Source organism: Negadavirga shengliensis, from assembly GCF_042652345.1.
GTDB lineage: Bacteria > Bacteroidota > Bacteroidia > Cytophagales > Cyclobacteriaceae > Negadavirga > Negadavirga shengliensis.
On record NZ_JBHSJJ010000004.1, the window covers coordinates 232,845 to 253,665 of the forward strand.

The 20,821-nt window shown below is 46.6% G+C and carries 10 protein-coding genes; 9 read left to right on the forward strand and 1 reads right to left on the reverse strand.

Features of this window, described 5'->3' with window-relative positions:
- The first annotated feature begins 432 nt into the window (after positions 1–432).
- A complete protein-coding gene (locus ACFPFU_RS08735; protein WP_377063556.1) occupies positions 433–2,538 on the forward strand; it encodes a polysaccharide lyase family 8 super-sandwich domain-containing protein in 2,106 nt (701 codons plus the stop codon).
- Between the two features lie 57 nt (positions 2,539–2,595).
- Here ACFPFU_RS08735 and ACFPFU_RS08740 read toward each other — a convergent pair whose 3' ends face one another.
- Entirely contained in the window at positions 2,596–3,609 is a 1,014-nt protein-coding gene (locus tag ACFPFU_RS08740; RefSeq protein ID WP_377063558.1) for a LacI family DNA-binding transcriptional regulator, read from the reverse strand.
- A gap of 389 nt (positions 3,610–3,998) precedes the next feature.
- Between ACFPFU_RS08740 and ACFPFU_RS08745 the strand changes: the two genes are divergently transcribed.
- The 8 genes from ACFPFU_RS08745 to ACFPFU_RS08780 all read left to right on the forward strand — a co-directional run bounded on the left by ACFPFU_RS08745 (position 3,999) and on the right by ACFPFU_RS08780 (position 20,821).
- Positions 3,999–7,052 carry a SusC/RagA family TonB-linked outer membrane protein gene (locus ACFPFU_RS08745; RefSeq protein WP_377063560.1) on the forward strand — a complete coding sequence of 1,018 codons (3,054 nt, stop codon included), beginning with the start codon at positions 3,999–4,001 and terminating at the stop codon, positions 7,050–7,052.
- Positions 7,053–7,064: 12 nt separating this feature from the next.
- Positions 7,065–8,753, forward strand: coding sequence for a RagB/SusD family nutrient uptake outer membrane protein (locus ACFPFU_RS08750; RefSeq protein WP_377063562.1), 1,689 nt, complete (start codon positions 7,065–7,067; stop codon positions 8,751–8,753).
- An 88-nt stretch (positions 8,754–8,841) separates the two neighbouring features.
- A complete protein-coding gene (locus tag ACFPFU_RS08755; RefSeq protein ID WP_377063564.1) occupies positions 8,842–10,305 on the forward strand; it encodes a hypothetical protein in 1,464 nt (487 codons plus the stop codon).
- A gap of 58 nt (positions 10,306–10,363) precedes the next feature.
- Positions 10,364–12,844, forward strand: coding sequence for a hypothetical protein (locus tag ACFPFU_RS08760; protein WP_377063566.1), 2,481 nt, complete (start codon positions 10,364–10,366; stop codon positions 12,842–12,844).
- Positions 12,845–12,860: 16 nt separating this feature from the next.
- Positions 12,861–15,698, forward strand: coding sequence for a glycoside hydrolase family 2 TIM barrel-domain containing protein (locus tag ACFPFU_RS08765; protein WP_377063568.1), 2,838 nt, complete (start codon positions 12,861–12,863; stop codon positions 15,696–15,698).
- A gap of 3 nt (positions 15,699–15,701) precedes the next feature.
- Positions 15,702–16,820, forward strand: a complete 1,119-nt coding sequence (locus ACFPFU_RS08770; protein WP_377063569.1) for a hypothetical protein — start codon at positions 15,702–15,704, stop codon at positions 16,818–16,820.
- A gap of 21 nt (positions 16,821–16,841) precedes the next feature.
- On the forward strand, positions 16,842–18,662 hold the full coding sequence (locus ACFPFU_RS08775) for an FAD-dependent oxidoreductase (RefSeq protein WP_377063571.1): 1,821 nt from the start codon (positions 16,842–16,844) through the stop codon (positions 18,660–18,662).
- 476 nt (positions 18,663–19,138) lie between these two features.
- Entirely contained in the window at positions 19,139–20,821 is a 1,683-nt protein-coding gene (locus ACFPFU_RS08780; RefSeq protein WP_377063573.1) for a sodium:solute symporter family protein, read from the forward strand.

The window sequence follows — 20,821 nt, forward strand, 5'->3', positions numbered from 1 at the left end:
CAAGCTAAACGATCCCGGAAAGTCTAGTGTAAAACGAGAGGATATTGCAAAAAATACAGTGAGCGCGGAGCCACTGTAATGGAAGATTTAATTCACTTTGACCACAACAACCATGAATGTCATGCGGGATGATGAAAGGAAATTTGACAATGTTGAAAAAAATGAGTTTTGATAGACAAAAAGCCTGAAGAATTTATAACATCCATCGCCAAATCCCGATTCTGGAAGAGAAAAGAAATGGATTGAACCGCTAACTACTCAAACCCTACCAACCAACTACCCCGTGTACATTTGATGTGCCGGGGGTTTTTTATTGAATCCGCTATCGGCGTCTGTTCCATGATTTATCTGCAAAAACATATCAGGGTTCGGGATGAATATCAGGGTAATATTTAAATTTGACAATGTTATGGAAATCTGAAATAATCGGTAATGAAAAATATCTACCACAGTATAAAATATAGTTTCGCTTTTTTTGGTCTGGTATTTACCTTGGGAATGGGACATGCCCAAACCAATGAAATTGAAACTCTTCGTGAGCGGTTGAAAGTGGATGCCTTGGAGCACAAAGGGTTTATGCCCCGTGTGGAACAATATATGAAACCTGAATTTAAGGAAGCGGAAGCTTATCTTAATACCATAGAGGCCGATGGCAGCTGGAATGACGTGGATTACCACGACCGGGACAACGAATGGGATCCTTTGGTAGCATTGAACAGGACATTGATCATGGCATTTGCCTATGCCAACCCTAAAGACAAACTATATGAAGATGCAAGGTTGTTGTCGGGAGCGGAAAAGGCCCTGGGGTACTGGTATAAGGTGAACCCGGTTTGCGACAACTGGTACAAGAACCGTATTGCCAAACAAATGTACCTTGGGGTGATCGGCTTGCTTCTGCAGGACGCCGTTGATGACAGCCTTCTCCAAAAGATCATTGAGGATCAGACGGATATGCCTGCCATGACGGGCTCCAACCGCACTTTATTGGCAACCTCGGTTTTTTATCGAGGGGTTTTGGAGAAGAATTCCGAAAGAATCATGTCAGGGGTTAAGGGAGTAATTGACCAGGTTGAAATCGGCGAAAAGGAAGGAATACAGCAGGATTACAGTTTTCATCAACATGGGCCTTATTTATATAATGGGAGTTATGGAAGCAATTTTCTGAGAGAAACCATTTGGATGGCTGCCATGGTACAGGGTACCCGGTTTGCTTTTACTGAAGATTATCTGAAAGTACTCCGCGATTATTATTTCCAAGGTACCCGGTGGATGGTGCGCAAGGGGGTTTTGGATTATAATGTAAGGGGCCGTCAGGTAGGAAGGCCCAGTGGTTTTGACCAAAGGGCAGAAATACTCGTGCCGCAATTGGCATATTTTATCAAAGGCGACCCAGCGTTCCAGGAGGAATATAGACAATCCAAGGAAAGCATCCTCAAAAGCCGCCCCCAAGTGATAGGCAACAAGCATTTTTGGAGATCAGATTACACGGTGCATCACCGGCAGGATCATTTCACTTCACTAAGGATGTGCTCAGAACGGACAATTGGCGTGGAAATCGATGTGAACTCGGAAAACCTTCTAGGATATTATTTGCCGTATGGCTTGACCTATATTTACAGAAGAGGGGATGAATATGAGGATATTTTTCCGGTTTGGGATTGGGCGAGGTTACCCGGGGTGACCAATCCTCATGAAATTCCCGTTATCAAAGGAAATTTCAGTCAGGAAGTGGCCTTCGTAGGAGGCGTGAGCGATGGTGCTTATGGTGTTTCTGCCATGGAGCTGGATGTTAAAGCGACCAAGGGCAGAAAATCCTGGTTTTGGTTTGACAAGGAATGGGTGGCATTGGGGACCGATATCACCTCAGAAAGTGACAGCTTGGTCACCACCAGTATCAATCAGACAAGGCTTCATGGAGAAGTTTTGGTGGATGGAGAGATTTTCCCACATGGTGAAGCAAAGATCAAAGCACCTTCCTGGATTTGGCATGATAGCGTAGCATATGTATTTCCCGATTCTCCCAAAGAGCTGAAGCTGGAAGCAGGGGAAAAAAGCGGAAGACTGAACCTGATTTTTGGATTGGGGCCTGATTCGCTGTACCGCCAGGAAGTATTTTCCGTTTGGTATGAGCATGGGATAAAGCCCATAAATGAATCCTATGCCTATGCCGTTTTGCCTGGTGTGTCACCGGAAACAGCTAAGAGATATACCCAAAACCCGCTTGTCAACATAGTGTCCAACACTTCCAGGATCCAGGCGGTGGCCCACAAAGATTTGAAAATCACAGGAATCGTGTTTTATGAAGCAGGTGGTTTTCAGGCTCATGACAATCTCTGGTTGGAAGTCAATGCACCTTGTTTGGTGTTGGTGAACCATAAAACAGAAGAATTGACGATCAGCGACCCCACCCCCCTTTTGAAAACCTTGGAGCTCGTCCTTAAATCCGGGGAAGGGGAGGAAAGACACGTTCAGGTCTCACTTCCGCGAGGACTGGATGCGGGGAAGAGTGTGGCGGTAAAGAATCAGGAAAAATAAACTCCTCCAAGAATGGGGAATCTTTTATCGCAATCAATCTTCCCTATCTCTCAATCCTTATGTACTTTCTCTCACGATCAGTTCCGGTTTGATGATCCTGGTTCTGTATTCAAAAACATCCTCTTCCGAATTGATTTCCTCCAACAGCATTTCGGCGGCCATTTGCCCCATTTCGAAAGACGGCTGGGACATGGTCGTGATGGAGGGGGTGATGAACCTGCCTGTGTCATCATTGCCAAAACCGGCAATGGCCAATTCATCAGGAACCCTGATGTTCATCTGATGGGCTGCGTGCAGGACACCGATGGCCAGGATATCGGCAAAGCAAAAGACCGCGTCTGGGTGGATGTTTTTTTCCCATAAAGCCCTTAATGCCCCGCCTGCCACTTCATAACCGAAATCCTCCAACTCGATTTCAAACTGCGGTTGATAGGGCATTCCTGCTTTTTCCAACGCTTTTCGGTAACCTATGAGCCTTTCCTGACAGACCCCTAATGACAGCGGCCCTCCTATGTATGCGATTTTGGTTTTCCCCCTTTCGATGAGGTGAGTGACGATTTCATAGGCCCCTTGCCGGTCATCGGACATTATTTTTGAAGTGTCGATATCACTACATGCCCTTTCAAAGAGCACCACAGGAATGGATCTGTCTATCACATGCCGGATATGATTGTATTGACAGGTTTCTTTGGAAAAGGCGATGATGATCCCGTCGGCCCGGCTGTTTGCCAGGGTTTCCACGATCTCCACTTCTTTCTGAAAGGATTCCCCTGACTGGAAGATCATTACCTTATACCCCTCATGATAAGCGATGTTTTCTATTCCTGCGATGGAGTTGGACCAGAAGTAGCGGTTAATGGTAGGCACCACCACCCCGAGGATTTTTGATTTTTTGCTGCTGAGTCCGCTGGCTAGCAGATTGGGATGATAATCCATTTCCCGGGCGGCCTGGAGTACCGCAAGCTTGGTTTCTTTTTTGATTTCCGGGGAATTCCTTAAAGCCCTTGATACCGTAGCCACGGACACATTCAGCTTTTCCGCTATATCTTTTATGGTGGTGGGCTTTTTCAAATTGGATGATTTAAAAAGTCGAAGTAAACAATATGATTCATAAACAACAAACATTTTTGCAGGATAATTTGAAATGCTTCCTCAATGGATTTTATGGTTTTTCTTTTTAAAGTCCTGCGATCTGTAAAATATAAGTTGTTTTAGGCTGATGTCCGGTTTGCTTGAAAATCAAAAATAAAGACAATTTCTCCATTGCGGTTTTGTCAATAGAAAAGTCATTTTATTAACATATTTATAAATGTAAACGTTTTCGATAACGTTTACGGTATAAAAATTCAAAAATAATTATAAAATCGTTTTTTTATATTTGAATCGCCACATAACTTGAAATAAAATTTCATAAAATCTCATTTAAGAGGTTTTTAATGATTAACCTAAAATATACCTCTATGAAAAAATTATTACATGGAATGTCGGTAGTGGTGATGATTTTGGTGGGGCTTAATCACACCCTTGGCCAGACAAGAGCAATTTCGGGGACAGTCTATGATGAAGACAAAGCGCCGCTTCCCGGAGCCAGTATTTTGGTAAAAGGTACCAGTTCCGGAACGGTAACAGATATCGATGGAAGATTTGATATCAATGTACCGGATCCAAACGCTGTTTTGGTGGTATCTTTTCTGGGTTATTTGCCCCAGGAGATAGAAGTAAATGGAAGAAGTACCATCGATGTCAATCTCGAGGCGGACATGTCGGAATTGGGAGAAGTGGTCGTGGTAGGATACGGGACCCAGAAAAAAAGTGATCTTACAGGAGCAGTGGCTACCGTAGGAGGGAGGGACATCGCCGAAAGGAGGACGCCCCAGGTTTCACAAGCCCTGCAAGGTGCCGTCGCCGGCGTCATGGTTAGAAGGAGCAACAACGCCCCCGGATCTTCGGCCAATATCCGTATCCGGGGTATCACCAGCATTGGCGACAGCAATCCCCTTATTATTATGGATGGAGTGCCTATCGATAACATTGACCACATCAATCCCAATGATATTGAAAACATCTCCGTACTGAAGGATGCAGCTTCAGCTTCCATTTATGGCGCGAGGGCTGCTGCAGGTGTCATTCTGGTAACCACCAAAAGAGCCAAAAAGGGAGAATTGAGTTTAAACTACAATTTCGAATACGGGACGGAAGTTCCTACCAGGATTCCGGAATATGTAAATGTGGTCCGCTACATGGAACTGGTCAATGAACTGAGATGGAATGATAACGGAAACGACGGCAATGAGTATCCTCTGTATCCAAAAGATATGGTGGACAACTATATGAGCTTGAATGCTTCAAACCCGGATCTATACCCCAATACCAATTGGGTGGATCTTATCTTGAAAAAGCATGCACCGAGACAAAGACATTCCATCGATATTTCCGGTGGAACGGATGCTATCCGCACAAAGGCCTCGGTTGTCTATGACAAATTTGACGCGCTGTATGAAGGCCGTACTTTTGAAAGGGTTACGACCAGAATCAATACTGATGGTAATATCACCAAAAGTCTCGGATTCACCGCGGATGTTTTTTTAAGAAGGGAGATCAACAATCAGCCCAGCATGGATCCGATTTATTACATGCATATTTCCGCACCGGTATATGCTGCCGAATGGAGTGATGGCAGGGTGGCTGAAGGAAAAACAGGGGCAAATATTTACGGACAGTTGAAGCATGGGGGATTTAGACAAAACTGGGAGAATCAAATCGGAGGAAGGCTGGGGCTAAACTATGAGCCTGTCGAGGGATTGAAGTTTTCAGCCATTGCTTCCCCCAATTTTGGATTCAACAAGGGCAAAAACTTTCAAAGAAGGGTCCCTTATACCGCTTGGGATGATCCCACCGCTTTTTTGGGCACCCTGCAATGGGCCAATTCCACCAATCTCAATGAATCCAGAAATGACAATTACCAGTTGACCACCCAATTGTTGGCCAACTATGACAAAGTCTTTGGAGACCATACGATTAGTTTATTGGCAGGAAATGAAAGTTTCCAGGCTTTTTATGAGAACCTTAGCGCTTCCAGGGACCAGTTCATTTTAGACAATTATCCTTACCTTAACCTAGGGCCTTTGGAGTTCAGAAATAACAGCGGAAGTGCGTGGGAAAATGCCTACAACTCATGGTTCGGCCGGTTTTCTTATAATTATGCAGGAAAATACTTTTTACAAGGTAACCTCCGGTATGATGCTTCCTCCCGATTTGCCAAAGATTACCGATGGGGCTCCTTTCCATCCTTTTCCGGGGGCTGGGTGTTGTCAGAGGAATCATTCCTTAAGAATGTCACCCCGATATCTTTCCTCAAATTGAGAGCTTCTTGGGGAACCTTAGGAAACGAAAGGATAGGAAACTACCCTTACCAGTCTACCATCGGTTTCAGCAATGTCCTTTTCCATCAGGGATCAAACGTTGTTTCTTCACAATCCGCCGCACAATGGCAATACGCCATTCCCAATATCTCCTGGGAAAAAACAGTATCCCACAACATAGGCTTTGATGCCAATTTTCTGAACTACAGGCTGAGATTGTCAGGTGAGTATTTTAAGAAGACGACCAAAGATATGTTGCTGCCCTTGGAAATACCGGATTATATAGGCTTTGATAATCCTGACCAAAATACCGGTGAAATGTATACCGAGGGCTGGGAGCTGGATTTAGGTTGGGCAGATGATATCAATGAATTAAGTTACAGCGTCAGTTTTAATATTTCTGATTTCCGGTCCATTATGGGCAACCTGGGAGGAATCCAGTTTTTAGGCAATCAGGTCAGAATGGAGGGGAGTGAATTCGATGAATGGTACGGATACAGGTCCGACGGGCTTTTCCAGAGCCAGGAAGAGGTCAATAATTCGCCGGTGATGAATGCCTCTGTAAGACCTGGAGATGTAAAATACATGGACTTGAGTGGTCCCAATGGTGAACCGGATGGCAGGATTTCCCCTGAACATGACCGGGTTTTATTGGGAGGCAGCATGCCAAGGTACTTGTATGGAGGCAATATCAGGTTGGATTACAAAAATTTCGACTTTGGAATCGTAATTCAGGGTGTGGGCAGACAGAATGTGAGGCTTTCAGGTTTGATGGTGCAGCCCATCATGGAAAACTGGGGACATGTACCGCAGATTTTGGACGGCGACCATTGGAGCCTGTATAATACGGAAGAACAAAACATGGAGGTAAGATATCCAAGGCTCTCCAGGGTGAGTGAGGCCAACAATTTTGCCATGTCAGATTTTTGGTTGATTAATGGGGCTTATTTTAGGTTGAAAAATATCTCATTGGGTTATACGCTTCCCCGGCCGGTATCAGAGAGATTGGGTATGCAAAATATAAGGGTTTACACCAATGCAAGTGACGTGTTCACCATCAACAATTTCCCAAGGGGCTGGGACCCTGAAGTGTCCGCCAGTGGCTACCCCATCACCACCTCTTTTCTCATGGGAGTTTCTGTTCAATTTTAAAACCATAGTAACATGAAATTAAAAGCATTAATATATACAGGGATGATAATGGGGACCATATCCTGCGCGGATCTGGATCTCAACCCCTTGTCTGAGGGATCCAGCGAAGCCTGGTATTCCAATGAAACCGAAATCAGTATGTCCGTAAATGACCTTTTCAGAAGCGTTTTTTGGCCAGGGCACAGTGACGAGTGGACAGATGATTATACCCGTCGTGAAGCCCTAACCCCCATCACCAATGCCACGATCAACGGGGAATGGGGTACAATCAATACATTTTGGGGCAATACGTACAAAGTAATAGCGAGGGCAAATACGATCCTTTTGAACCTCGATAAGGTTCATGGCACAGTGCCTGAGGCCACGCTCAATAAATTTGCGGGGAACGCTCATTTTGTAAGAGCAGCCAAGTATGGAGAACTGGTGTTTTTGTTTGGAGACGTGGTTTATTCGAGAGAAATACTGGATTTGGATGAGGCCTTCACTTTATCAAGAACTGATAAGAATACAGTAAAACAGGCTGTTTATGAAGACTTTGACATTGCCGCAAACTTGTTGCCTGTTGCTTATGGCTCATCTGAAAACAAACAGGCCACCAAAGGAGCAGCTTATGCCATGAAAGCCAGGTTTGCATTGCAAATGGGGGATTATGATGTGGCCAGAGATGCGGCCAAAGCCTGTATGGATTTAGAAGAATATGAACTGTATCCAAATTTTGATGCGTTGTTCCTGACTCAGACAAGAAATCCAAGTGAAGTGATTTTTGCTATACCCAGATCCAGAGCCTTGAATGTGACTTGGGGCGTAAGGGACTTCTTGCCCCGGAACGCAGGGGGATGGGGCGGTGCCCAATCTCCTTCATGGGATCTGTTTCACGGATTTCTGTGTACGGATGGATTGCCGGTAGATGAGTCACCCCTGTACGATCCTCAAAACCCTTTTGAGAATAGAGATCCAAGGTGCTCTTCTACCATAGTGGAATTCCAAAGCCGCCACCTCAACTTTACCTATCAGCCGCACCCGGATTCTCTTACCGTGATGAATTATAACACGGGCACCAGACAAGGCAATAACGACACCCGCTCGGTTGCTCCATTTGCCTCTTTTAACGGATTACTCTTAAAAAAAGGAGTTGATGAGGACTGGCTTCCCAATTTCGCCGCAGAAAACGACAATATCATTATGCGATACGCCGATGTACTCTTGATGTATGCCGAAGCGAAAATTGAGTTGGGGGAAATAGACCAGACCGTACTTGATGCGATCAACGAGGTGAGGGCTAGGGCCTATCAGGTGGATAGGGGCAGTGTTACCGATTACCCCGCTGTCACTACCACAGAAACTTCTGCGTTGAGGAAGATCATACGGATGGAAAGGAGGATGGAGTTGGCTTTCGAAGGTCAAAGGTACAGTGATATCATTCGCTGGAGGATCGCTGACAAAGTGCTTAACAGGGATATCTACGGCATGCTGGATGTGGATGAGTTGAGAGAGAAAGTGGTTAATCCCGGCTTGTGGTTTTTTCCCATGACCCCGGAAATCGATGAGGATGGGGTGGCTGATCTGACCCCCATGTTTGAAGCCGGCTTGGTCAAAAGACTTGCCATCAGGAGGTTTGAAGCCCCCAAGCAATACTTGTGGCCCATACCGACAAAGGAAATTCTCATTAACGGAAACCTCAAACAAAACCCAGGTTATTGATCTTAATTTAATGATGCTCCAACCAGTACTGTTGTCGAGTGCTGGTTGGAGCATTTAGTTTCTTCTAACCCAAAAAACAGAAGTAATCATGAAAGATTTATGGCCCTTTTCCCTTGTATTTTTAGTCACCATCTTCTGTAAAACCCTGGTCTATGGACAAAATGAAAAAAAGATCCCGGCCCAGGTAAGTGGCGTCTATCCATCACTTTCTATGACTGCTGATCATTTTCCCAGAACCGAGGCAGGTACGGGGGCATTGATGCCATGGGCAGATAAATTATGGGTAATGACCTATGTGGCCCATCTTTCTCCGACAGGAAGCGGTACAGGATTATATGAAATTGATGGAAACCTTCAGTTGAAAAAACATCCGAAGAGTATTGTTGGTACATACGCTAACCGACTCGTGCATACCCCCAGCATGCAATTGAGTATCGGTCCCTATCTTATAGATACTTTAGGTAATGTTCGGTTGATCGAGGAATTTTCAAATCATAGGTTGGCAGCCACAATGACGCATTTAAAAGATCCGGAGAATAAACTTTATTATCTGGCCATGGAAGGGGAATTTTTTGAAGTTGACGTTCATACCCTGGAGGTAAAACAACTGTTTCAGCTCATGGATGAGTTGAACGCCCCGAAAGGCAGTAAACCCCATTTTAAAAGCGGTTTTACCAACCATGGAAGAGTAGTGGTCTGCAACAACAGTTATAATGAAAAGGATTTTAATGGAGAGTGGCAGGCAGGGAGGCTAGCAGAATGGGACGGCAACGGCGAATGGGAAATAATTGAAAAAACGGCTTTCACGGAGGTTTGGAGTGCCGGATCATTTGGTCAGCCTATGGTGGCAACGGGATGGGATGACATTTCGGCTATCATGCGGGTATTTATAAATGGTGAATGGAAAAGATACCGGCTCCCTAAGGGCAGTAGGACGTTTGACCAAACCAGTTGTACAGAATGGATGCGGGTGAGGGAAGTTGAAACGGAAAGGGCGTTGATGGATTGTCATGGGTTGTTTTATGAAATTGGGATGCATACCTATGGGGGTGAGCCATGGGCCATAAAGCCCATTTCCAGCCACCTCCGGGTAGTACCTGATTTTTGTTCATGGAAAGGCATGTTGGTCATGGGAGGAAACCAGGCCACTCCTATGAAATTCGGTCCTCAAGACAGAAACCCCCTCGCAGGGCAGCCCCAAGCCGGGTTATGGTTTGGAAAAACAGATGATCTTTGGCATTTTGGTAAACCAACAGGAACAGGCGGCGTCTGGTACAAAACCGGTGTCAATGGAGGTGAGTATTCTGATCCCTACCTAATGTACGGCTTTGACAAAAAATCGGTTCATCTTTACACGGAATCGGAAACAACGGTAGAATTTACCATAGAAACGGATTTCATGGGGAACGGGGATTTCAAGGTTTTTGAAAGGATAACCGTGCCGCCCGGAGAATATGTCCATTATGAATTTCCAGATGCTTACAGCGCTCACTGGATGCGCTTTTCAACAGATAAAAACTGTATAGCATCCGCCATGGTCATATATCGGTGATTGCTTCAATTTTATTTTATATTACAACATATATTTTCCAAATTTTGACCTATTACATATGATATATAAAAAAATATCGGTCGGTTTATTGCTTGGTTTGGCTGTCTTCGGATGCGATGTGCCTGAAGAAAACAATGGTTATCCTTCAATCAGTGGCATATATCCGCATTTGGCTTATTACAACGAAGAAGGGGAATGCGGGACAGGGGCAGTAGTCCCCTGGGCTGGGAAATTGTGGGTGGTAACCTATGGACCGCATTTACCTTTCGGATCCTCCGATAAGTTGTACGAAATCGATGAACATCTCAACAAAACTGAGCGTCCTGAAAGCATAGGCGGCACACCAGCTAATAGAATGATCCATGATGAAAGCCAACAGCTTTTTATCGGGCCTTATGCCATAGATGCGAATGGTAAAGTCAGGACCTTGGCTTACGAGGATATGCCTGGCCGTCATACCGGAAATGCCCGGCATTTAACCGATCCCGAAAACAAGCTTTATTATGCTACCATGGAAGAGGGATTTTATGAGGTGGATGTTCACACGCTCGAAGCCAGAATGCTTTATGAAGACGCCAATGTGGGCCGGCGCAAGAGCAGTGATACGGACAGCAATCCTCCGGGTTCATTGTTGCTTGGAGCTCACGGAAAAGGTGCATATTCAGGCCAGGGCGTGATGGTTTATTCCAATAATGGCGAATCGGGCCAAAAGGCGTTGGAACAGTTTGACATAGAGGCAGGATCACTTTCCGAATGGGATGGAGAAGACTGGAAATTGGTAAGACGCAACCAGTTTGTGGAAGTCACGGGGCCCGGAGGCATTTATGGCAACAGCAATCCCGAAACAGACCCGATATGGGCAACGGGATGGGACCATAAATCAGTCATCCTGGGCGTCAGAAATCCCGATACAGGCTGGGATTTCTACAGGCTGCCCAAAGCCAGTCACAGCTATGATGGCGCTCACGGATGGAATACCGAATGGCCCAGAATCAGGGACATTGGAAAAGAAGGCCAGCCGGATTACCTCATGACCATGCACGGGATGTTCTGGAAATTTCCTGAATCATTTACGGCAAAAAACTCTGCCGGCATCCGTCCGCGTTCATCCTACTTAAAAGTCATCGGCGACTATACCCGGTGGAACGACGGTCTGGTATTTGGCTGTGACGATTCCGCACAGAAAGAGTTTCTTAACAAAAGGAGTGCAAAGGGAAATATAGAAGGGCCCGGTCAATCGAATTCAAACCTTTGGTTTACTTCACTGGATTTACCGGACAAGCTTGGCCCCGCTACCGCCAATGGGGCGGTTTGGCTGGAGGAAGAAGTGGCTGCTGATGTACCCTCAGAGCCTATGCTCTTCTCAGGTTGGGACTTCAGAAATATTTGGATTAAGAACCACGGCAAGCTGACCGTTGAATTTCAGTTTGAAGTGGATCGGTCCGGTGATGGAAGCTGGGAAAATTTCGAAACCGTGGAGCTAAACGGGGGTGAATCACAAATTTTGCCATTCGGAAAAGAGCAACAAGGGGAGTGGTTACGCGTCAGGGCAGATAAAAACACCATAGCAACAGTTCACATCGCCTTTACGGACAAAGATGAAAGAACCGCTTATACCACTGGAATTTTTGAAGGGATTAATGATATCGAAAAAGACAGGTTTTCTGCCGGTTTGCTGTACGGGCTCGGGGATAACAGGAGAAAACTGGGAATTGCGGCACTTCAGTATAATAGCTTGGAAAGCAATGATCTGGGGTATTACGAGCTGGATGAAAAAATGAACCTTGTAGAAGTAGAGGATCCGGAAACATTTCAGTTTATCAAAGACAAATTTGCGATACCCGAAAACGTGTTTAAGGTGGAGGAAGGTTCCGTTCTCATTACGGACGATTCAGGTAGAAGGTGGAGGCTTCCTTTGGGAAATGATCGCTTCACCGGGCCTTCGCTTTCAGGAAACCTCAGGATATGCCGGGAAGTGGCCACGGAGAGGGACCTGTTCAACTGCCATGGGACTTTTTATGAACTGCCTGCGGAAAATGCGGATGGTTTTGCCAAGATCCGTCCCATAAGTTCCCATAATCTTAAGATCAATGACTATGCCTCTTACAGGGGAATGTTAATCATGACAGGTGTGGATGGATCCAAGGCCGTCGATAACCCCCATATCATCATATCAAACGATCAAAAACTGGCCATATGGGCCGGTGTGATCGATGATCTCTGGAACCTGGGTAAACCTGTGGGGAAAGGTGGGCCCTGGGTAAACACCAATGTCAAAGCCGATACCCCCTCTGACCCTTATCTGTTTGGTTTCTATGACCGGAAAAAACTTAAGTTGAGCCATAAGCATTCTGAAGCCGTGAATTTTAGAATTGAATTTGAGCCTATAGGACATGGCCCCTGGATGGCATATAAGGAGGTAACCGTCAAACCTGGGGAAACCTATGAACATGATTTTCCAATTGGGTTACAGGCAAGGTGGATCCGGTTTGTGAGTGATAAAAACTGTAATGCGACCGCCTGGTTATCCTATGAATAATCAAATCTATTGGAGGATGGAAAATAACCGTGTCTTTCGTTGCCTGCTATGTGGCCTGTTATTCCTGATGGTTGATAGTGCTTGGCCACAGCATGCATCTTATGAAGATTTGACAATAGACTTGAACGGCCCCTGGCTTTTCAAAACCGACCCCAATGGCATTGGGGAATCAGAAGGATGGTTCAATGTCCAACAGCCCGGAGCGTTTTGGCATAAAATGGAAGTGCCCGGCAACTGGGACCTGCACAATGAATATGCCCATTATGTGGGGAAGGGATGGTACCAAAAGTCTTTCACCCTGCCTCCGGAACTTAAAGATAAGACCTTTATCCTACACTTTGAAGCAGTCTATCACGACTGCACGGTGTGGCTTAACGGCAGAGAGCTTGGCAAAAACAATTCGGGTTTTTTGCCATTTGAGTTTGAAATAACCCCACTCCTCCGGCAGGATGAAGAAAATACCCTCACGGTTTGCGCGGACAATACCTTCAAAAGGGGGGCTATCTGGAACTGGGGAGGAATCCGCAGGCCCGTGACGCTGAGGGCTAATGAAGGGGTCAGGGTTATACATCAACACATCACTCCGGAAGTCGATCTGCAGAAGCAAACCGCGAATGTAAGCATCAGGTTGTTTTTGGAAAACCACCTAAACCATCCCGTAACGGCCTCGGGGCATGTTCTATTGACCGCCGGAAACGGATTCAGGAAGACCGTGCCCTTTTCGCTCGGTATACCGGCCCACAGCAAAGGGGAAACCGTAGTCAAAACCACGATTGACAAAAAGGATTTTCACCTTTGGCATTTTGACGATCCTTTCATTTACCGATCGTCAATAAAATTGAACGGTAGTCAAAACCATCCGGTTAGCCATGCTTTTGGGCTTAGAAAGATAGAATTGGATAAGGAAACCTGCGAATTCAAACTGAATGGTGAGTCAGTCCGGCTCATGGGCTTGAATCTCGTACCGGACGGGAGAACCACAGGTAATACCATGCCCTTATGGCGGATCAAACAGGACGTGGACCTCATGAAAAGCCTGAACGGCAACCTGGCCCGTTTATCCCACCTTCCTTTGCCGGAAGAAATGCTGGACTACCTGGATGAGCGGGGCATCCTCATATTCTCGGAAATTCCCCTATGGGGCTATGATCCGCTTGCGGACCCCGATAAGGAAACACCTTTTGAATGGCTGGGAAGACTGGTTCATTTACAGTACAATCATCCTTCCATCATCGGCTGGAGTACAGGTAATGAGATTGGTTATTATCCGACCGCCGGGGATTATGTGGCCAAAAGCATTGATTTTGTCCGCGGACTTGACAGTACCCGTTTGGTTTCCAACGTTACCCACACCGCCCATTTAGAGGACGATTATATCCGGTTTGCGGATATGGGCTTGCTCAATAAATACGGCAAGAACCTGGCGCCGATAACCCGGCTGCAACATGAAAAACACCCTGATAAAGTACTCTTCTACAGTGAATATGGCATAGGCCAATTCGGAGAAGGGTTGGATGCCACTATTGAAATCAAGCCGTTGCTGGATTCATTAAGGGGTTTTTCTTATCTGATGGGTGCATCCGTCTGGACCTATAACGATTATAGAAGCAGCTTTGTGGGAACCCAGGAATTGTCCGAAAACCGCGCCTGGGGTGTGGTAGACGCCTACCGGAGAAAGAAACAAGCTTATTTTGATTTGCAAAAGGAACATGCCCCATTTAGAGAAATGAAAGTAATCCCCGCTGTCAAAGAAGCTGCCATTTCCCTGTTGCCGAGAACAAAGCTGGATTTGCCGGCGCATCCGGTAAGGGACTACAAAGTGATGTTTCAGTTACTTGACAAGGACGAGAAAGTAATGGATGGTGATTTGCTGGACTTACCCGACATCTTCCCGAGAGATGCATTATGGGAGGAAAAGGTGCAGTGGCGGGCAGAAAATCCGCATGCGCTGGAGGTTGTCCTGCTTAGTCCACAGATGGATAAGGTACTGGACACGATGATCTATTTCCAAAAACCATCCCGACCAGCAGATTTTGAAGCCTTTGGAGGAAGGATCCAACAAAACAATGTCCCTGCTCAATCCGGCGCCATCCGAGTATTTTATGACAAAACACCCCATGCCACCGCTTATAAGCTGAAATATGGCATTGACAACCTGGATCAGGAAACGGGACCCAGCAGAGAGGATTTTCTGGATATCGGTAAGCTGGAACTGGATCAAACCTATCTGGTCCAGTTGGTAGCCATTAACCCCGCCGGAGAGACGTCTTCCGATCCTATCCGGGTAAAAGTGGGCCGGCGGGACTTTCTCCCCCCGGGTGTCCGGTATGTGGAGCCAGTCAACGAGGGCTTTTTTGTAGCCTACGTTACGGATGAAACGGATTTTCTCTACAGGATAAGGTACCGGGAGAAAGACGGTCCGTCCGGTAATGACAAGATCATCTCATCACGAACGCCGGGGCTTATGGCCGTTCGCCGCCTCAAAAACGGCAGGCCATATACATTTGAAGTACAACGCATAACTGATAACAATTCCTATAGCCGTTGGTCAAAAACCTATGAGGTGGTCCCCGACGGAGATCAGCTTCCAGCTGTTCCGTGGCTCAAAAGTGTTTTCCTGAATAAGAGCGAAGCCGTACTTTCTTTTGTTCCTGTTCCGAAAGCCATAGGATATGAAATCCAGTACAGAACGTCGGGCAGGGGAGAAGCCCGATGGCATAGCTTTTTTCTCAACAGGTCAGAGGTAAATTATGGTAGGATAGGTGACCTTCAGGCCAACCAAACCTATGAATTCAGGATAGCTGCCATGAATGCCAATGGCAAGTCTGCCTATAGCCCCATCATCAAGAGATAGTCCATGAACCTTATCATCAAATACATAGCGCTGAATATTGCGGGATGGTGGGGAGCCGTGCTGATGCAAACTTATATGCATCCATCTAGCGGTGATTACTTGCCAGATCGGGAATTAATCCTGCAAGTAGAGACGGATTCCATTCGCTACGAATTGTGGCTGGCTTATGATGAGCAAGGCAGGCCGGAACAGTATGTGGCGGACATATTCACCCCTGTGTGCTATTCCAATAAATGTTATCCCGTGTTTATTGATTTTTATTGGGATCTCTTGGGAAACTTTAAGCGGTATGAGGTGCCATCCGGCAAGCCGCTTACCAAACTGGACCACATTCCCTTTGAAGAGCACGATTACGAAAAACTTCATGAAATCCTCACCAATACATCATCCATGCTCAGGGATTACCGGGCTGAAGACTTGGTGGTGGACAACCAAAAGGATTTGACCCAGGGGGTGGATGCGGTTACCGGGGCCACGCTCAAAACGCTGCAAAATGAAGTGATAGGCGGTGCTGTTTATTCCTGCTATACCTTGTGGCATCTGGCTCATGGTGAAATGGCCGCCATTGCGCGACAACATACAGAAGAAATCCATGACGGGGAGATGCTTATAAGGTTTTTAAAAAGTCAGGATCATCGCTATCAATATTGGGCCCTGGAAAAGGTATTCCAGTCCAAAAGATATATAGAGGCCAGGTTTGCCGATCCTGTGCTCGCCATTTTGAGGGGCAAAAATATCTTTATTGCCCAAAACCTTTTGGAAAACCTTCCGGCGGAAATGCTTGAAAGCAGGGAAAGACAGGAGTGGTTGTGGGAAACTTACTTAAGCAGCCCTTACCGTTTGCAGTTGGCCATTTTGGACAGACTGGAGCATCTGGATCTCCAGCCCGGGTTGATCGAAAAGATGATTGACGGGCTGGAGAATTCCAACGCCGAACAGAAAAGAAAGATCTTTACTGTTTTGAAAAGTCAAAAGGATTTGTCAAAAAGAGGACAAAAAAACTTGGCTTTGTATCTGGATGATAACCATTGGAGAAAGGAAGTATACCACGTCCTTTCCAACCAAAGGAAACTGGACAGATCCGTTCGCATAGAATTGAACCAAACTGAATTCGAACAATAAGACCAAAAAATAGAGATGATGATGAGAAAATACATAATGTTCATTTGCCTACTGCTCGGCATGTCCGGGACTTATGCCCAGGAGAAGCTGTTTGTGGAGGCGGAATCCTTTGATGACATTGGCGGTTGGGTAATTGACCAGCAATCGTTCGATGTGCTGTTTTCCTCCTACCTGATGGCCCATGGCATGGGTAAGCCGGTGGCCGATGCAAGCACTACCGTGAGATTCCCCAAAACAGGGACTTACCATGTGTGGGTAAGGACAAAAGACTGGGCGCCTTTTCCCAAAGGCCCGGGTGAATTCAGACTCCTGCTCAATGGCATCCCTTTGAAGCCGACTTTTGGGGCGAATGGTTCTGATGAATGGGACTGGCATTATGGAGGCGAGGTAGAGATCAGGAAGGAAGAAACCACCCTTACCGCGCAGGACCTGACAGGGTTCAACGGTCGTTTTGATGCCCTGTATTTTACAACCGATAAAAATGACACTCCTCCTAATGACCATGAAGCACTGTTGGCTTTCAGAAAACAGCTGCTGAATCTCACGGAAGGTCCAAAAGATGCGGGTGAGTTTGACCTGGTGGTCGTAGGTGGCGGTATTGCCGGTACCTGTGCGGCGATCTCCGCATCCAGGATGGGGCTGAAAGTAGCCTTGATTCAGAACAGGCCCGTGCTTGGAGGAAATAACAGTTCGGAGATCAGGGTGCATCTGATGGGAAGGGTCGATCAAAACCATTACCCCAAACTTGGCCGGATCGTGCGGGAACTGGACAATGGAGATCCAGGTAACGGCAACCCTGATGCGGACAGGTATGGCGATGAAAGAAAACTGGCCATCGTGAGGGGGGAGCCTAACATTTCCCTTCACCTCAACACCCATGTATATGACGTGGAAATGGAGGGTAATAAGATCAGGGCGGTAATAGGCAGGGACATTGCGACGAACCAGGAGTTTCGGTTCGAAGGTACTTACTTTTCAGATTGCACGGGGGACGGTACGCTGGGTTATCTGGCAGGGGCTGAATACCGGTGGGGAAGAGAAAGCAGGGAAGAAACCGGCGAATCCCTGGCCCCGGAAAAAGCCGATGATTTTACCCTTGGGACGTCCAACCTTTGGGCCTCTCTGGCGAAGGACAAGCCATCGGATTTTCCAGAAACACCCTGGGCCATACAATTTTCCGACGAGTACCATATCGATGACCACAAGGCTGACTGGCAGTGGGAAACCGGTTTTGGCAACTTCAACACCGTCTACGAAGCTGAAAAAATCAGAGACCATAACCTAAGGGCCATTTATGGAAACTGGTCTTATCTGAAAAACCACAAAAAGGAAAAGTATGCCAATCACGAGCTGGCTTGGGTGGCCTATATCGGAGGAAAAAGGGAATCCAGAAGGCTCATGGGCGACCACGTCCTGACACAAATGGATATCCAGGAGGGCGTGATGTATCCGGATGGCTGTGTCACGGCCACGTGGACCATAGACCTGCATTTTCCGGATGAGAAAAATTCAAATTATTTCCGGGGGGAAGAATTTTTCGCCGCCACCAAACATATCCGGGTACAGCCTTATACGATTCCTTACCGCTCTTTGTACTCCCGAAATATCGACAACCTGTTTATGGCCGGAAGAAACATAAGCACGACCCATGTAGCGTTTGGAAGCACCCGTGTCATGAGAACATGCGGCATGATGGGGGAAGCAGTGGGCTATGCCGCTTTTGTTTCCAAGAAACAAGCATGTAGTCCCCGGGAGGTATATACAGACCATTTAGAAGAATTTATGGGTATTATTGAATCTCCATTAAATATTTACGAATTTCCGGCCATTCCAAAAAATTAAAAACATAAAAAATCCGTTTCCTGCCGCCGTCTATCGGTCCGCCGGCGCCGGCAAGGTTGGGGATTAGAACAAATAATTATGCAGACGACCGCTATTTTCGGAAAATTTCAAGCTGTTATCACTTATATACCATGCGGCTAGTGTTATGTCAAGTATGAAATGTCGGGTTTCGGATCACCCCCCATTAATTTAGTAAGATGTCCACGCCTGCCTCTACGCTGTCGCCACAGCTTTAGCGTAGGAGCCCGGCAGTCAGGGATTGCACAGCCTGCCCCGGACCCGGTCAACGGGACTAGGGGAATTAGCACGAAAAGAAAAATATCTAATTGAAAAGCTGTTTCAATTACATGGTTCTTTCCATAAAATTAGAGCCAATTAGTGTAATTAGTGGATAAAAAATCGTCGGGATTTCCGTCAATTTACACTTGACATGATACTAAGACAAAAAGAGAAACAAATGCAATAAATGAATAGGTATGCAACAGCTGGATTTTCTTACCATCATCATTTTTACGCTGATCATTTTGATAGCCGGACTGTCTTTTGGTCGACGGGGGGGAGACATGAAATCCTTCTTTGCAGCAGGAGGAGCGGTTCCGTGGCCCATCAATGGTCTTTCCCTTTTTATGAGTTTTTTTTCCGCCGGCACTTTTGTGGTCTGGGGATCCATTGCTTATGAATGGGGTTGGGTGGCCATTACCATACAGATGGCGATGTGCATCAGTGGCTTTCTGATAGGCGCTTTCATTGCGCCGCGCTGGAAGCGTACGAGCGTGCTGACTGTGGCGGAATACCTTACCAAACGTTTTGGCAAGCATACGCAACAATATTATACTTATATTTTCCTTTTCCTTTCCTTGGGATATACCGGGGCTTTTCTATATCCCGTAGCCAAGATACTTAATGTGGTCACCGGTTTCGATATCTATTACGCCATTTTGTTACTTGGCGGTATCATCATGGTCTACACGGCGGTAGGAGGACTCTGGGCCGTGGTGGTCACCGATGTGCTGCAATTTGTGATACTGACCGCAGCGGTCCTGATCGTGTTGCCCTTGTCCCTGGATAAGGTAGGGGGTATGGACAATTTTATCAGGGAGGCCCCGGACACATTCTTCCGTATTTTCAATGGAGAATACACCCTTGTTTTCATTATTGCCTTCACCGTTTATAACCTGGTTTTTATTGGGGGGAATTGGGCATATGTACAACGATATACCTCTGTGGCTGACACGAAGGCAGCGGGAAAGGTGGGCTGCCTTTTTGGTAGTTTGTATCTCATAAGCCCACTTATTTGGATGCTTCCACCGATGATTTACAGGGTCATAAACCCTAGCTTGTCAGGGCTGGATACCGAGGGTGCTTATTTGAGGATGTGCATGGAAGTGTTGCCCCTCGGTATGCTGGGGCTGATGTTGGGGGGAATGATATTCGCTACGGCGAGTTCGGTCAATACGTCCCTGAATCTTGCCGCAGCGGTTTTGACCAATGACGTGTACAAGCCCCTTTTTCCACAAGCTTCTTCAAAGCACCTTATGAAGGTGGCCAGGTTGGCCACATTGCTGTTCGGTCTCGGAACCATAGGGGTGGCCTTTATGGTGCCGTTGGCGGGAGGGATTGTGGAGGTGGTATTGAGCATCAGCGCCGTCACGGGAGGAGCCCTGTATGCCCCGGCCATATGGGGGCTTTTTTCCAAAAGACAAACAGGTGCCTCCATCCTCGGGGCTACCACCGTTAGCCTCATAGTAAACCTGTTCTTCAAATTTATCTCGCCGCGGGTTTTTGGTTATTCCCTGGACCGCAGTGGAGAGATGCTGCTGGGGGTCTTGATGCCCTTGTTGTTGTTGGGAGGTTATGAAGCGTATGCCTATCACAAGAACAGAATCAGCCATCACTATTTGGAATTTGCCGTGCATCGTCCCGAGGAAAAAGGAAATACCGAAGAAAGTCAAATTCAGAACATATATGGGATTAAAGTACTTGGCTGGGCATTCCTTTCCATTGGGGCCATGTTTTTGGTGCTGTGTTTGTGGGCGGAGCGGGGATTGGTTTATACGGCGGTGATGGGGATCCTGATTCTGATACTTGGAACGGTTTCCATAGGGTATGCGGCCCGCGAGGAAAACAGCATAAAAAAGAGAGCAAAACAAATCTATTAA

Excerpts from the sequence above, each read along its gene's own strand:
- ACFPFU_RS08780 (WP_377063573.1), top strand. The coding sequence starts at position 19,139 with ATGCAACAGCTGGATTTTCTTACCATCATCATTTTTACGCTGATCATT.
- ACFPFU_RS08775 (WP_377063571.1), top strand. The coding sequence starts at position 16,842 with ATGAGAAAATACATAATGTTCATTTGCCTACTGCTCGGCATGTCCGGG.
- ACFPFU_RS08770 (WP_377063569.1), top strand. The coding sequence starts at position 15,702 with ATGAACCTTATCATCAAATACATAGCGCTGAATATTGCGGGATGGTGG.
- ACFPFU_RS08760 (WP_377063566.1), top strand. The coding sequence starts at position 10,364 with ATGATATATAAAAAAATATCGGTCGGTTTATTGCTTGGTTTGGCTGTC.
- ACFPFU_RS08745 (WP_377063560.1), top strand. The coding sequence starts at position 3,999 with ATGAAAAAATTATTACATGGAATGTCGGTAGTGGTGATGATTTTGGTG.
- ACFPFU_RS08750 (WP_377063562.1), top strand. The coding sequence starts at position 7,065 with ATGAAATTAAAAGCATTAATATATACAGGGATGATAATGGGGACCATA.
- ACFPFU_RS08755 (WP_377063564.1), top strand. The coding sequence starts at position 8,842 with ATGAAAGATTTATGGCCCTTTTCCCTTGTATTTTTAGTCACCATCTTC.
- ACFPFU_RS08765 (WP_377063568.1), top strand. The coding sequence starts at position 12,861 with ATGGAAAATAACCGTGTCTTTCGTTGCCTGCTATGTGGCCTGTTATTC.
- ACFPFU_RS08735 (WP_377063556.1), top strand. The coding sequence starts at position 433 with ATGAAAAATATCTACCACAGTATAAAATATAGTTTCGCTTTTTTTGGT.